Below are 14,896 nucleotides of genomic sequence, written 5' to 3' on the forward strand. Positions count from 1 at the left end.
CATTACAATAGTGGTTTTGTGTCTCTGTTTCCATCACCCGGTACCCATTAGCATGATGTTAACTTTGGACCATCAGGAAGCGCATCATGCTCGACCCTTCATTCTTCAGCTACGTCACGGTGATGTCGATCACCCCCGGCCCGAACAACCTGCTGCTCGCCACATCGGGCGTCAATTTTGGTTTCAGGCGCACCTTGCCGATGCTGTTTGGCATTCTGGTGGGCTGTGCGATACAGATGCTGTTGGCAAGCATGGCGTTGGATGTATTACTGCACTGGATGGCATCCATTCGTTTACCACTCACGGTGGTGGGATGCAGTTACTTACTCTGGCTGTCATGGAAAATCTTTCGTGCCGCAGCGCCAGAAGCGCGTGAGCGTCCGCGCCCGATGACGCTAGTGGGCGGCATCTGTTTTCAGGCGGTGAATCCCAAAGCATGGCTGATGGTGACTAACGTGGCGCTGATGTACGCCAACAGCAACGGCGTCATCACAGTATTGCTAGGATTTGCTGCATTGAACTTACCTTGCATCCTGATCTGGGCCGCGATGGGGGATCGTCTGCGCAGTCATCTGCAAGTGGCGTGGAAACGTCAGGCGTTTAACAGTCTGATGGCACTGTCGCTGGTGGCCACCACAGCCTGGATGCTTTACGACGCGGTACTGCTGAGCTGAATTGCAGTGCACCCATAAAAAAGGCCGCTTGCGCGGCCTTATCATTATTCACGGCAATCAGGATTGCCTGGTTACTTCCCCACCACGTGCGCCGTCTCGCGGACTTCGTCGTTCGCCGCGTCTGGCGTAACGATCGGTGCGTAGTCGAGTTGCAGTACGCGGCTGGTTTCCGCCAGAATCTTCTCGGTCAGCGCTACGTCACCGTTCATCTTACGGCCCCAGGTTGGGATCACCGCGCGGATTTTGGTCTGCCACTCTGGTGAACGCATCTGCTCAGGGAAGGCTTTCGCCATCAGTTCCAGCATAATCGGCGCTGCAGTAGATGCCCCCGGCGAAGCGCCGAGCAGGGCTGAAATCGAACCATCTTCAGAGGTCACGACTTCCGTGCCTAAACGCAGTACGCCGCCCTCTTTCTCATCGTTCTTGATGATCTGCACGCGCTGGCCAGCAGTGACTAAACGCCAGTCTTCCTGTTTCGCCTGCGGCACATAAGCACGCAGCGCTTCCATTCGATCGTCATCGCTTTGCAGCACCTGATCGACCAGATATTTCACCAGGTCAAAACTCTTCAGGCCGACCTGCATCATCGGCAACAGGTTGCTGCCGTTCATCGCGCCGAACATATCCAGCAGCGAGCCCTGTTTCAGGAATTTGGTCGAGAAGGTGGCGAATGGGCCAAACAGCAGTACCTGCTTACCATCCAGCACACGCGTATCCACGTGCGGTACTGACATCGGCGGCGCGCCCACGCTGGCTTTACCGTACACTTTCGCCATGTGCTGCTGCACCACTTCTGGATTCTCGGTCACGAGGAAGGAACCGCCCACCGGGAAACCGGCGTAGCCTTTCACTTCCGGGATGCCGGATTTTTGCAGCAGTGGCAACGCCGCACCGCCCGCACCGATAAACAGCTGGCGCGTGGTCAGCAGGCGATTTTCACCGCTGGCCAGATTGTGTAGCGTCACTTGCCAGCGGCCATCGCTCAAGCGCTTGATATCACGCACTTCCTGACGCAGACGTAGGCGGAAATTGGCTTTCTTCTGTAAAGAGGCAATCAGTTGACGCGTCACTTCACCGAAGTTGACGTCGGTGCCCATTTCGGTCCAGGTGGCCGCCACTTTCTGTTTGCTGTCACGGCCATTCATCACCAGCGGAATCCACTGGGTGATCTGGTCGCGATCTTCTGAATAGTTCATGCCACGGAACAGGGTACTTTTTTGCAGCGCCTGGAAACGTTTGCGCAGGAACTCAACGTTATCGTCGCCCCAGACGAAGCTCATGTGCGGCGTACTGTGGATAAAGCTTTTTGGATTGCGCAGGTTGCCTTTCTGAACGTGGTACGCCCAGAACTGACGAGAAATCTGGAACGATTCGTTGATCGCCACCGCTTTTGCAATGTCGATGCTGCCATCCGCCTTCTGCGGCGTATAGTTCAGCTCGGCCAACGCAGCGTGACCGGTCCCGGCATTATTCCAGCCATTGGAGGATTCCACCGCGACATCGTCGAGGCGTTCCACCATCTCAATCGACCAGTCCGGCTCCAGATCCTGCAGCCATGCGCCAAGGGTGGCACTCATCACGCCTGCGCCGATCAGCAGTACGTCGACATCCTTTCGTTCCTGAAGGTTTGCGCTATCCATACCAGCGGCGGCGAGCGCCAGGTTTACCGCAGTAGTACTCATGAGGCGACATCTCCTCTCTCTGTTGACCTGAAGTTCAACAGGTTCGCAGGCGAAACAGCCACGCTTCTTTCGAGCGCGTCGCGCTATTTCTCAAAGGTTAAGACTCAGGTTTAAGTCAGGGGACGATAACGGTTAACTGCACGTTATGCATATGCATTTGAATATAACATTCTCGTATCGGAATTAAACGTTTGTTTATTTTTTAAAGGCCGAAATGATTCAGCATAAGAATTAATCAGCTCGACCCCGCTGTCATAAGGGATTTTTATCCCTTAATCAGAGGGTTATGGTAATGCAGTTGTTGCGATATTGTGAGAGGAATGCACAGGGTAATGTTCGGAGAGTGAGCGGCATCACACTTTAAGTGTATGATTAATATCAATTTGTAGTGGATTGATTTTTTATGCGGTTTTTTATGTTGCGTGATATTTCCCCAGATCGTGTAAAACTAATGTTACATTTCTGTGAGTATTAAATTTTCGCCGCGTCAGACAGTGGTCAGAGGAAAAAAGCATTACGCGGCGGTGGGGATCACTGCTTAGCGAGGCGACGCCATGCAAAGCGGATGACAAAAAATTCAATCGCGCCCAGCAGCAGGAACCACAGGCAAAACACGATAGTGTAGAGCTGATTCAGGTCCTGCAAATGCAGCATCTCCTGAATCCGTCTGGATAATTCCAGGCCGAATTGCGGCGCGGGCAACAGCAGCGCGGAGAGAAAGCCCAGCAGCAGGGTTCCGCCAGGGATAATCAGCGTTTCAAACGGGTTTTTCATCGCAGGTTTCCTATCAATTAGCGCGGGCATTAGCGCATAAAAGCGTGCTGGCGTGCAATCCCTGTGCCGGGTCACCCTAAGAAAATTCTTCTATTCCATCCACTTAGCGTCATAAATAGCGCAAGTTAAGAGTTATAGCCTTTGCTATACTTAAATCCATGATTTTACTGTCTTTTTTTTGGTGATTTTGCGTGCTAGACTGCGCGCACTTTTTCATTACTGAACAATAGATGCGGAAAATCGCTCGCTTGAAGGCATTTTTCGCGGCATTGATTGAAAACCCATGACATTTATCGCAACTCTGATTCTGGCCTTTGGTATGTCGATGGACGCTTTCGCCGCAGCACTGGGCAAAGGCGCGTCGCTGCATCGCCCGAATTTCAAAGAAGCGCTGCGCACCGGCCTGATCTTTGGTGTGATTGAAATGCTGACGCCGCTGATTGGCTGGGCGATTGGCCTGGCGGCCAGTCGCTACATCATGGCATGGGATCATTGGGTGGCCTTTGCCCTGTTAACCGTTCTTGGCGGCCGCATGATGATGGAAGGTTTCCGTCAGACGGCGGATGAACCCTGCGAAGCACCACAGCGTCATGGCTTTATGGTCTTAGCATTGACCGCGGTGGCTACCAGTCTTGATGCGCTGGCGGTGGGCGTCGGCCTGGCATTCCTGCAGGTGAATATTGTGCTTACCGCGCTGACCATTGGTGCCGCTACCACCATCATGGCCACGACTGGCGTGATGGTGGGTCGCTTTATCGGTCCGGTGATGGGTAAATGGGCTGAAGTGCTAGGCGGACTGGTACTGATCAGCATCGGCTGCACCATTCTGAATCAACATCTCAACCTCTTCGGCTAACTCGGGCATCAGCATTAACCCTCTTTTTTGTGATCTGGCTCAAATTTATTTGCGTGAAAAACGCGCGTTAGTTATACTTTTCGCGTAATTCTTCAACAAATTTTGAGCCAGGTAGCCAATGAAACGCTTCTTCCGTTACGTGTTCCGTACCTATGTTGAGACCTTCAAGCATGTACCGCCCGGTGCGCTGAACTAAGTACGACAAATACCCTCGATAATCGCGGTCAGGGAACGACCTGTGGTTATCAATGATTTTCTTATCTCTCCCATCTATTTATTCCTCGAATCTACCTCCTATCAATGGTTTAGTGCCACTAACCATCAGTTTTGGATCTGGCTATAGCCTGATGTTATACCCCGCTACCAAACAAGCATTCGTCACCTCTTAACCCGCATGGAATAGTCGATTCAGACCCTCTAACCCGTCTGAAACGAGAAACATCATGCTGATCCCACAACCCTATTTATTGTTCCTTGGCGATGTCACCGACCCACTGGCTGCTAAAACCGCACGCGGCATTCACGTCTGGCGCCCAGAGCAGTGCGTTGGTGAAATTAAACTGCCTGGCTGCACCGTTAGCTTAGGTCTGGACGTGCTCGATATCGTCACGGCGAAAGAACGTGGCGCGAAAACGCTGGTACTGGGCACCGCCAATGCCGGTGGTTATCTGCCGGAGCACTGGCTCGATACCGTTAAAGGTGCGATCAAAGCAGGCATGAACGTGGCGAGCGGCTTGCACCATCGCCTGGTGGATGAGCCAGAGCTGGTGGCGTTAGCCCAGGAGTTTGGCGTTGAGCTGTTTGACCTGCGCCATATGCGTCCAAAACTGAATGTTGGCAGCGGTAAAAAGCGTACAGGTAAGCGTGTACTTACTGTCGGTACGGACTGCTCAGTTGGCAAGATGTACACCTCGCTGGCGCTGGAAGCGGCAATGCGTGAACGCGGTATGAAGGCGGATTTCCGCGCCACCGGGCAAACCGGCATTCTGGTTGCTGGTGAAGGCATCGCGATTGATGCGGTGATTGCCGATTTCATCGCCGGTGCTGTAGAAGCCCTGTCACCCGCCAATGATGCTGACCACTGGGATATCGTTGAAGGTCAGGGCTCGCTGTTCCATCCTTCTTATGCGGGCGTCAGCATGGGCCTGATTCACGGTGCGCAGCCGCACTGGCTGGTGATGTGTCACGAAATGGGCCGTCCGCACATGCGTCATTTACCGCATCAGCCGATGGTGAGTTTGAAAGATTGCGTGGAGGCCAACCTGCGCGCGGCCGATGTCACCAGCGATAATGTGCAACTGGCCGGTTTTGCCATCAACACCTCCAACTACAGCGAAGAAGAAGCTCGCGCCTATTGTGCGGAAGTTAGCGCCGAATTCGGCGTGCCGGCCACCGATCCGGTGCGTTTTGGTATCGCGGATATCGCCGCCCTGCTGCAGGAGCGTGGCTAAGATGCGGCGCATGCAGATTGAAGTGCTGGAGCTGCCTCTGGCGCGTCCTTTCGCTATTTCGCGTGGCACGCGTACCGCCGTCACTGTCATTCGCGTCACGCTGGAGCAGAACGGCTTTATTGGTCGTGGCGAGTGCACGCCGACACCGCGTTACGATGAAACACCAGATAGCGTCGAGGCGCAGCTGGAAGCGATGCGTAAGGATGTCGAAGCGGGCTTAAGCCGAATCGATCTGCAAAGCCGTTTATCTGCCGGTTCAGCGCGTAATGCGCTGGACTGTGCGCTGTGGCGTCTTGATGCCGCACTGGCGAAGCAGACGCTGTGGCAGCAGTGCGAACGCACTGCACCGCCATCGGTGATCACCGCCGAAACGTTAAGCCTCGACTCCATCGAAAACATGGCAGCTGCCGCCGCTGACGCGGTATCGCGTGGTGCCATCCTGCTGAAAATCAAACTGAATCGTGAAGAGATTTTAGAGAAGGTGGCGGCCATCAGAAAGGCTGCGCCACGTGCCACCTTGATCATTGACGCCAACGAAGCCTGGTCGGGCGTCGATCTGCAAAGCCTGCTTATCGCGCTGCAAGCGTACAACATCGCCATGGTTGAACAGCCGCTGCCTGCCGGACAAGACCAGGATCTGCAACGGTTTAACCACCCGATCCCGGTGTGCGCCGATGAGAGTTGCCACACGCGTGAAGACATCGCCGAGCTGCGTAATCGCTACGAGATGATCAACATCAAGCTGGATAAGTGCGGCGGCCTGACCGAAGCCTTAGCGATGGTCGAAGAAGCGCAAAAGCTGGATATGCGTCTGATGGTCGGCTGCATGCTGGGCTCCTCACTCGCAATGGAAGCTGCGCTGCCGGTGGCGATTGCTGCAGAACACGTGGATCTCGATGGCCCCATCTGGCTGGCCGCCGATAGCTCACCCTTCCTTTCCTACGCTCAAGGCCGAATCTGGCTGTAACCGCAAGAGGCAACGATGACGGACACTTTACTTACCCCCAACGCCGCCAGCGTTGCCGGTCCCGCGCCGGTACTCGCGATACAGGATCTTAGCGTCTCGTTTCGCGGCCGCAGCGGCGTAAATCAGGCACTGAAAGGCATCAGCTTTGCCATTTATCCCGGTGAAGTCGTCGCCGTTGTCGGTGAAAGCGGCTCGGGCAAATCGGTCACTTCGCTGGCGGTGATGGGCCTGCTGGCCGCTTCAGGCCGTATCGATCGCGGCAGCATGCAGTTCCGCGATCGTCAGGGTAAAGCCCACACGCTGGAAACGCTGGATGAAACCCAACGCCGCACCTTGCGCGGGCGCGAAATGGCGATGATTTTTCAGGAGCCGATGACCTCGCTCAACCCGGTACTGCGGGTGGGCGATCAGTTGACGGAAGCACTGCGTGACCATCAGATGTGCGACAAAGCCGCTGCGGATGCGCGTGCGCGGGCACTGCTGCGCCAGGTGCGCATCGCCGATGTCGATCGCGTGCTGAAAAGCTACCCGCACTCGCTGTCGGGCGGCATGCGCCAGCGCGTGATGATTGCGCAGGCGCTGGCGTGCGATCCACAGCTGCTGATTGCCGACGAACCCACTACCGCGCTGGACGTCACCGTGCAGGCGCGCATTCTGCACATCCTGCGCGACCTGCAACGCGAGAAGCAGATGGCAGTGCTGTTTATCACCCATGACATGGGCGTGGTGGCGGAAATTGCCGACCGCGTGGTGGTGATGCTGCGCGGCGAAGTCGTGGAACAGGGTACGGTCGCGGACATCTTCAACGCGCCACAGCATCCTTATACCAAAGCGCTGCTTGCTGCTGTGCCGAAACTGGGCGACATGCGTGAACAATCCTGGCCGCAGCGCTTCCCACTGTTGGGTGCCACTCAGCCCGCCGATAGCGGTGAACAGCGCACCGCCCGTTATGACGAAACGCCATTGCTGGATGTGCGCGGTTTAAAAGTCTATTACCCGATTCGCAGTGGCATCTTTTCAGCCCTGACCCATCAAGTGCATGCGGTGGAGCAGATCGACTTCAGCCTGTGGCCGGGTGAAACCCTGGCGATTGTGGGTGAGAGCGGCTGCGGCAAATCCACTACCGGCCGCGCGCTGATGCGCCTGATCAAGAGTCAGTCTGACAGCATTCATTTCCAGGGCAATGAAATCGCTAATCTGAAAGAGGCGGAGTTTCAACCGCTGCGCCGCGAAATCCAGATGGTATTTCAGGATCCCTACGCCTCTTTAAACCCGCGTCTGACCGTGGGCTTCACCATTGCCGAGCCGCTGCTGCTGCACGGTCTGGTGAAATCGCTGGAAGAAGCCACGCCGCAGGTTGAAGCCTTGCTGAAAAGCGTTGGTCTGTTGCCCGAACATGCCACGCGTTATCCCCATGAGTTTTCCGGCGGCCAGCGCCAGCGTATTGCGATTGCCCGCGCCATGGCCTTGAAACCGAAAGTCATCATCGCCGATGAGGCCGTCTCGGCACTGGATGTCTCGATCCAGGCGCAGGTGGTGAACCTGATGATGGACCTGCAAAAGCAGACTGGTGTCGCGTGGATTTTCATCTCGCATGACATGGCGGTGGTGGAGCGTATCGCTAACCGCGTGGCGGTGATGTATCTCGGCCAGATTGTCGAGCTTGGCCCGCGTCAGTCGGTGTTCAACCAACCGCAACATCCCTATACCCAACGTCTGCTGGCCTCGGTGCCGGTGGCCGATCCACAGAACCGTCAGACCCGTACTTTCGAAGATAGCGAAATTCCTTCGCCGCTGCGCAAGTTGGGCGAAACGGTCACCAAACCCCGTTATCGCCAGGTTGCACCGCAACACTGGGTCGCTGACGACATTGCATCGCGCTAACGCTCAATACCAGGAGATTTCATGAAAACCCTTTTTCGCCGTTCGTCACTGGCTTTTGGCTTGACCCTCGCGCTGGCTGCCGCCGCGCAGGCGCAGGATCTGCGTATTTCGATGTATGCCGATATCACCGGTCTCGATCCACACGATACCTCGGATAACGTCAGCTATTCGGTGCAGAGCGGTATCTTTGAACGCCTGTTCCAGTTCGATGCGCAGATGAAGCTGCAACCCTGGCTGGCGACCGGTTATACCAATAACGACAACGCCACCGAATTTACCCTGACGCTGCGTAAAGGCGTCACTTTCCAGGACGGCACGCCGTTTGATGCTGAAGCGGTCAAGGCCAACCTCGATCGCCTCGCCGATCAGACCAAAGGCCTGAAGCGCAACAGCCTGTATAAGATGATTGCCAACGTCACGGTGCTGGCGCCGGATCAGGTGAAAATTGACCTTAACCAATCCTTTGGTGCTTTCATCAACACCCTGGCACACCCGTCAGCAGTGATGTGGAGCCCGGCGATCCTCAAACAATACCCAGAGGAAGCGCAGCTGCGCCTGCATCCAGTTGGCACCGGTCCGTTCAAGTTTGTTGACTGGCAACCGGGCAAGGCCGTTTCACTGGTGAAGTACGATGGCTACTGGCAGAAAGGCTGGCCGAAGGTGGATAAAGTGACCTTCTCGCCAAGTCCGGAAGATGCCACGCGCGTTGCCGCATTGAAATCAGGACAGGTGGATGCGATCTGGCCGCTGCCGTCGGATCTGATCGCGACTGTGCAGAGCGACAGCAAATTAGCGATCCAACGCGATCCGAGTATTTATCTCTACTACATGGCGATCAACACCCAGCACAAACCATTGGCGGATGTGCGCGTGCGTCAGGCGATCAACTACGCCATCGACCGCAATCTGTGGCTGAAAGTGGCGTTTGCTGGCATGGGGAAACCCGCTTCATCCGCGATGCCGGAAGGGGTGCAGTTCTACCAGAAACAGAGCGAACCGAATTATCACTACGCCCCGGATGAAGCCAAAGCCTTGTTGAAAGCTGCCGGCTATCCGAACGGTCTGGATCTGAAACTGTGGACCACCAACACCACCGCCAGCGTGCGTGCGGCGCAGGTGCTGAAAGCCCAGCTGGCAACGGTGGGCATTCGCGCCACGGTGACGCCAATGGATTCCGGTACCCGTAACGCCAAGCTGTGGGGCGTTAAGGATCCTAAAGCAGCCGAATTCGACCTCTATTACGGCGGCTGGTCAACTTCGACCGGTGATGCGGACTGGGCGCTGCGCCCGCTGTATGCCACCGAATCCTGGGTACCGACCTCGTATAACGTTTCGTACTTCAGCAATCCGGATGTGGATAAAGCCATTGCTGGTGGGTTAGCCACCGCCGATCCGGCTAAGCGCGGTGAAGCCTATGCGGAAGCCCAGAAAATACTGTGGAAAGATGCGCCCGTCGCCTTCCTCGGCACGCCAGATAACCTGGTGGGCAAGCGCAGCAACCTGACCGGCGTATCGATGCTGGCAGATGGCAACTTCCTCTACACCCAGGCGGCATTTAAGTAAGGCAGGGCGTTAATCCCTCACCCTAACCCTCTCCTGCAAACGGGAGAGGGCGTCCCCAATTTAAAGGAAGCGCATGTTCGCATACATCATTCGTCGGCTGCTGGAGATGATCCCTGTCCTGCTGGTGGTCTCGCTGCTGGTGTTCGGTTTTATTAAGCTGCTACCCGGCGATCCGGCGCGCATTTACGCCGGTCCAGACGCCCCGATCGAAGCGGTCGAAGCCGCGCGCCAGCATCTCGGACTCAACGATCCGCTGCCGCAACAATACGTTAACTGGATCGGTGGGCTGCTACGTGGCGATCTCGGCGTCACTTACCGCACGCAACAGCCGGTGCTGCAAGTGATCAAACAAGGCTTTATGCCAACCCTGTGGCTGGCGCTGGCGGGCTTTGCCTGGTCGGTAATCCTCGGCCTGTTTCTCGGTGTGCTGGCCGCACTGAAGCGCGGTAAATGGCAGGACTGGACATTGATGAGCGTCGCCGTCGGCGGCATCTCAATGCCCACTTTTTGGTTGGGTCTGTTGCTGATCCAGTTCGTTGCCATGCCCTTTGGCCTGTTCTCGGTGAGCGGGTTCAACAAGGCCAGCGACATTATTCTGCCCGCTATTACGCTCGGCTCTTCTGTAGCAGCCGTAATGGCGCGCTTCACTCGTTCCGCCTTCCTCGAAGTGGCGCAGGAAGATTATGTGCGCACTGCCAAAGCCAAAGGGCTGCGCAATCGGCTGGTGACGTGGAAGCACGTAATGCGTAATGCCCTGATCCCCGTGATCACCATGCTCGGCTTGCAGTTCGGTTTTCTGCTCGGCGGATCGATCGTGGTGGAGAGCGTCTTCAACTGGCCCGGTTTGGGCTGGCTGTTGATCGAGTCGATCAAAGCGCAAGATCAGCCGGTGATTCAGGCGCTGGTGATGCTGTTCGTGTTTGAATTTATTGTGATTAACCTGCTGGTGGATCTGCTATATGCCGTGGTCAATCCAGCCATTCGCCTGCGACAGGAGTCGTGATGAGTACAGAATCTCTCTCTGCCGCAACACCACAAACCATCCGCTCGCCGTGGCGCGATTTCCTGCACGCCTTTGTGCGCAATCCGCTGGCGCTGGTCTCCGGCGGTTTTGTATTGCTGCTGGTGATTGTGGCGATCTTCGCGCCCTGGCTGGCACCGTGGGATCCGATGGCACCGGACTGGATGGCCTTATCATCACCCCCTTCAGCGGCACACTGGATGGGTACTGATGATCTGGGACGCGACCTGTTGAGCCGCATCATCTACGGTGCACGCATCTCGCTTTACGTCGGCGTACTGTCGGTGACGCTGGGCATGGTGGTAGGCGTGCTGCTCGGCTTGCTGGCGGGCTATTACGGTCGCTGGATTGACATGCTGATCATGCGCGGTTCCGACGTGCTGTTTGCCTTTCCCGGCATGCTGCTGGCGATTGCAGTGGTGGCGATTCTCGGTCCGGGACTGAATAACGTGATTATCGCCGTGGCGGTGTTCAGCGTGCCGGTCTTTGCCCGCATCGTGCGCGCCTCGACGCTGTCGCTCAAACAGGCTGCGTATGTCGAAGCGGTGCGCTGCGCCGGTGCGCCCGATCGCGTGATCCTGCTGCGCCACATTCTGCCCGGCACGCTCTCCAATGTGATTGTCTATTTCACCATGCGTATCGGCACCAGTATTCTAACGGCAGCGGGCCTCAGCTTTATTGGTCTGGGCCCGGAACCGGATGTGCCGGAGTGGGGAAATATCCTGGCGATGAGCCGCAGCATGATGATGGGCGGTTTATGGCACGTCAGCGTGTTCCCCGGCCTGGCAATTTTCATTACTGTGCTGGCGTTTAACCTGCTGGGTGATGCGCTGCGCGATACGCTCGATCCCAAACTGAAGAGCTAAACATGGATTTTCAACAACTGCAGCGCGATCTACTGCTGCAACGCTGGCGCACTGAACGCCAGCTCGGGCAACCACGAAGTGCTTGTGGTGCCACCAATCGCATCAGCGATGTGCCCGGCGTGCGCGTAGGTCATCACACGCTGGCAGACGGTGAGAGACAAACCGGTGTGACGGCGATTGTGCCGCCGGGCGATAACCTGTTTCTCAAGCCGTTACCCTGCGGCGCGGCGGTCTTTAATGGCTTTGCCAAGCCCGTCGGGTTGGTGCAAATCGAAGAGTTGGGCGTGCTGCAAACGCCGATCTTGCTCAGCAACACGCTGGCAGTCGGCACGCTGTTTACCACACTGGTGCGTGACGCCATCAGCCGTAACCCGGAGTTGGGTCGCAGTTTGCCTACCGTCAATCCGCTAGCGCTGGAGTGCAACGACGGCTGGCTGAATGACATTCAGGCGCTGGCCGTTACCGAAGCCATGGCGCAGGATGCGCTCGATTCGGCGCAGGCCGATTTCGCCCGTGGCAGCGTCGGTGCCGGACGTGGCATGAGCTGCTTCAGTTTGAAAGGCGGGATTGGCAGCGCATCGCGCTTAATTCCGTCACTGAATGCCACATTGGGCGTGCTGGTGCTGGCTAACTTTGGGGCACTGAATGCGTTCACGCTGGATGGTGTGCGCATGGGTGACATGATTGGGCCGCTGCTGCCAGAATTGGCACCGCAGCGCGATGCCGGCTCCATCATCATTATCATGGCCACCGATGCGCCGCTGGATGCGCGCCAGCTTAAGCGTATCGCTAAACGCGCCGGTGCCGGATTAGGCCGTTTAGGCAGTTATTGGGGACATGGTTCAGGCGATATTGCCGTGGCCTTCTCCACGCAAACGCAACCAAACCCGCCGGAAGATGCGGCACTGGAACCGCTGCTTGCCGCCGCCGCTGATGCCACTGAACACGCGGTGCTGGATGCGCTATTAAGCGCCGAAGCGGTCACCGGTTTTCGCAGCCATCATCGTCCGTCACTGACGCAGGTGCTGGATGAATTGGCCAAACCGTAGGGCCGCCATTTATGGCGCCTCTTTCAGCAGCGCCTGTGTTCAGCTTGAATGCCGCCTCTGACGTTAAGTTAACCGTAATGTCGCCATTTTTGGCGCCTCTTACAGCAGCGCCTGTGGTCAGCCTGAAAGCGGCCTGTGACTCACTGTTCCCCGTAGGGTCGCCATTTATGGCGACCGTGTTCCAACCCGCACGGAATTTGCCTGACTTATGAAAATATTCATCTCTGCTGACATTGAAGGTATCGCGGGCGTGATGCGTCCGGAACAGTGCTCCCCCGGCCATGCGGAATACCAGCTGGCACGTGGACTGATGGAGCAGGAGGTCAACGCCGCTATCGACGGCGCGTTTGCCGGCGGAGCCACCGAAGTGGTGGTGGCCGACAGCCATGCGCAAATGACCAACCTGCGCGCAGAAAACATCGATCCGCGTGCGCGCATGGTGCAAGGCAAGCCGCGTGGGTTATCGATGGTAGAAGGCATTGAGCAGCAGCCCTTCGATGGCCTGTTCTTTATCGGCTATCACAGCGCGGCGGGCGAACCCGGAGTGCTGGCGCACACCATTAACGGCCGTGCTTTTTGGCGCATCCATATCAACGGCAAAGTGATGGGCGAAAGCGACATCTACGCTGCCGCCGCCGCCGAACAGGGCACACCGCTCTGGCTGGTGAGCGGGGACGATCAACTGCAAGGCTGGATCACCGAACACTATCCGTCAGTGGATTACGTCTGTGTGAAACGCGCGATTTCCCACACCTGCGCGGAGTCCATTAGCCCGCAAGCCGCACAAAACGCCATTCGTGCCGCCGCTACTGCGGCGGTACAGCGTGCGCGCCAGGTCAGTACCACGCGTTTGACCGCACCTTATGAGATGCAGTTACAAGCCAGCAAACCGGTGCTCGCGGATTTGTTCAGTCTGATTCCCGGTGTAACGCGCATTGATGCGGTGACCGTGGGTTATCGCGCCGAGCAGATGGGCACATTGATCAGCCTGCTAAGTGCATTCTCCTATCTGGCGAGTACGCAGTCGTAATGTTGGTGCGCATGAAGGCGCACCCTACAGATGCTCGCAGGGTTGCCGTGGATGGCAATCAATAGATCAGCAATCACGTATCAACGCTTAGGCACATTATTGGCAGGTCGTACCGCATTTCCTGCTGGCTTTTGGTAACCTGCGCGCAATTTATATATAACAACGAGGCAGTCATGCAGCTCTGCAGTTTTTATCTTATTGACCAGGAAAGAAAAAGTTACGGAATCGTGCGGGAAGAGGGCGTGATTGACGTCGGTTCACGCCTCGGCGCGGCATGCCCGGACCTGAAATCTTTGTTACAACGCGGCGCAGTCAGCGACCTGGAAGCCTTTAGCTCACTGCCGGCTGATCACCCGTTCAGCGCAATTCGCTTTCTTCCGGTAGTGGAAAATCCTGGAAAAGTGTTCTGTGTCGGCATGAACTACGTGGACAAGCGTAAAGAGTTTGCCGAGACTATTGAAGCGCCGACGCTGTTTGTGCGTTTCGCGGATTCCCTGGCGGGGCATGAGCAGCCGTTGTTGAAACCGGCCACCACCCAGGAATTTGATTACGAAGGCGAACTGGCCGTCATCATCGGTAAGCCGGCCTATCAGGTTAAAGCGGCCGATGCGCTGCAACACGTTGCCGGTTACAGCTGCTTTATGGATGCCACCGTACGTGACATGCAGTTCACCTGGTTTACCGCCGGAAAAAACTGGCAGCAGACTGGCGGTTTTGGTCCGTGGATGACCACCTCAGATGAGATCCCCGATCCGCAGCAGTTGGCGATCAAAACCTGGCTGAATCAGCGTGAAGTTCAGAACGACACCACCGCCAGCATGGTGCATCCGGTGGCGAAGATTATTGAATACATTTCGGCATTTAGCCCGCTGTCAGCAGGCGATGTGATCATCACCGGTTCACCGGGCGGCGTTGGAAAAAAACGCACGCCACCGCTGTTTATGTTTCCCGGCGATGTGATTGAAGTCGAGATCGAAAAGATTGGTCGTCTGCGCCACACAGTGGTTTAAAGAAAAAAGGCTGCCATTTATAAAAATGGCAGCTTTGACAGATGTGTGTTGAATTGACCAGACGACGAC

Annotated in this window: 14 protein-coding genes; 12 read left to right on the forward strand and 2 right to left on the reverse strand. The window is 56.5% G+C overall.

Annotated elements, in window-relative coordinates; translation table 11 throughout:
- The first annotated feature begins 86 nt into the window (after nucleotides 1–86).
- Complete coding sequence (locus AC1MDE_RS19970) at nucleotides 87–674, forward strand: LysE family translocator (protein ID WP_058960694.1); 588 nt, start codon at nucleotides 87–89, stop codon at nucleotides 672–674.
- A gap of 71 nt (nucleotides 675–745) precedes the next feature.
- On the opposite strand, the gene mqo is transcribed toward AC1MDE_RS19970, so the two are convergent.
- Together mqo and AC1MDE_RS19980 are read right to left on the reverse strand one after the other, a co-directional pair.
- Nucleotides 746–2,356: a malate dehydrogenase (quinone) gene (gene mqo / locus AC1MDE_RS19975; protein ID WP_058960693.1), complete on the reverse strand. Its 1,611-nt coding sequence runs from the start codon at nucleotides 2,354–2,356 to the stop codon at nucleotides 746–748.
- Nucleotides 2,357–2,887: 531 nt separating this feature from the next.
- Nucleotides 2,888–3,130, reverse strand: coding sequence for a DUF1158 domain-containing protein (locus AC1MDE_RS19980; protein ID WP_058960692.1), 243 nt, complete (start codon nucleotides 3,128–3,130; stop codon nucleotides 2,888–2,890).
- Between the two features lie 283 nt (nucleotides 3,131–3,413).
- Between AC1MDE_RS19980 and mntP the strand changes: the two genes are divergently transcribed.
- From mntP to AC1MDE_RS20035, 11 genes are all read left to right on the forward strand, one after another.
- Nucleotides 3,414–3,986: a manganese efflux pump MntP gene (gene mntP / locus AC1MDE_RS19985; protein ID WP_058960691.1), complete on the forward strand. Its 573-nt coding sequence runs from the start codon at nucleotides 3,414–3,416 to the stop codon at nucleotides 3,984–3,986.
- 118 nt (nucleotides 3,987–4,104) lie between these two features.
- Nucleotides 4,105–4,182, forward strand: coding sequence for a stress response protein AzuC (azuC, locus tag AC1MDE_RS19990; protein ID WP_153012298.1), 78 nt, complete (start codon nucleotides 4,105–4,107; stop codon nucleotides 4,180–4,182).
- 247 nt (nucleotides 4,183–4,429) lie between these two features.
- The gene (dgcN, locus tag AC1MDE_RS19995; protein WP_058960690.1) at nucleotides 4,430–5,437 is read left to right on the forward strand and encodes an N-acetyltransferase DgcN; all 1,008 of its coding nucleotides are present in this window, start codon (nucleotides 4,430–4,432) and stop codon (nucleotides 5,435–5,437) included.
- Nucleotide 5,438: 1 nt separating this feature from the next.
- Nucleotides 5,439–6,404 carry an N-acetyl-D-Glu racemase DgcA gene (gene dgcA, locus AC1MDE_RS20000; RefSeq protein WP_058960689.1) on the forward strand — a complete coding sequence of 322 codons (966 nt, stop codon included), beginning with the start codon at nucleotides 5,439–5,441 and terminating at the stop codon, nucleotides 6,402–6,404.
- Between the two features lie 15 nt (nucleotides 6,405–6,419).
- A complete protein-coding gene (locus tag AC1MDE_RS20005) occupies nucleotides 6,420–8,288 on the forward strand; it encodes an ABC transporter ATP-binding protein (RefSeq protein ID WP_058960688.1) in 1,869 nt (622 codons plus the stop codon).
- Between the two features lie 21 nt (nucleotides 8,289–8,309).
- Nucleotides 8,310–9,851, forward strand: a complete 1,542-nt coding sequence (locus tag AC1MDE_RS20010; protein WP_058960687.1) for a glutathione ABC transporter substrate-binding protein — start codon at nucleotides 8,310–8,312, stop codon at nucleotides 9,849–9,851.
- Nucleotides 9,852–9,924: 73 nt separating this feature from the next.
- Nucleotides 9,925–10,854 carry an ABC transporter permease gene (locus AC1MDE_RS20015; RefSeq protein ID WP_045814153.1) on the forward strand — a complete coding sequence of 310 codons (930 nt, stop codon included), beginning with the start codon at nucleotides 9,925–9,927 and terminating at the stop codon, nucleotides 10,852–10,854.
- A complete protein-coding gene (locus tag AC1MDE_RS20020) occupies nucleotides 10,854–11,738 on the forward strand; it encodes an ABC transporter permease subunit (protein WP_034819962.1) in 885 nt (294 codons plus the stop codon). The genes AC1MDE_RS20015 and AC1MDE_RS20020 overlap by 1 nt, the downstream gene beginning before the upstream one ends.
- A 2-nt stretch (nucleotides 11,739–11,740) precedes the next feature.
- Nucleotides 11,741–12,787, forward strand: coding sequence for a DmpA family aminopeptidase (locus tag AC1MDE_RS20025; protein WP_480345042.1), 1,047 nt, complete (start codon nucleotides 11,741–11,743; stop codon nucleotides 12,785–12,787).
- Between the two features lie 208 nt (nucleotides 12,788–12,995).
- Entirely contained in the window at nucleotides 12,996–13,817 is an 822-nt protein-coding gene (locus AC1MDE_RS20030) for a M55 family metallopeptidase (protein ID WP_160869263.1), read from the forward strand.
- 173 nt (nucleotides 13,818–13,990) lie between these two features.
- A complete protein-coding gene (locus AC1MDE_RS20035; RefSeq protein ID WP_479399789.1) occupies nucleotides 13,991–14,827 on the forward strand; it encodes a fumarylacetoacetate hydrolase family protein in 837 nt (278 codons plus the stop codon).
- Nucleotides 14,828–14,896 lie beyond the last annotated feature (69 nt).

The sequence above is a fragment of the Pantoea folii genome (genome assembly GCF_056678875.1).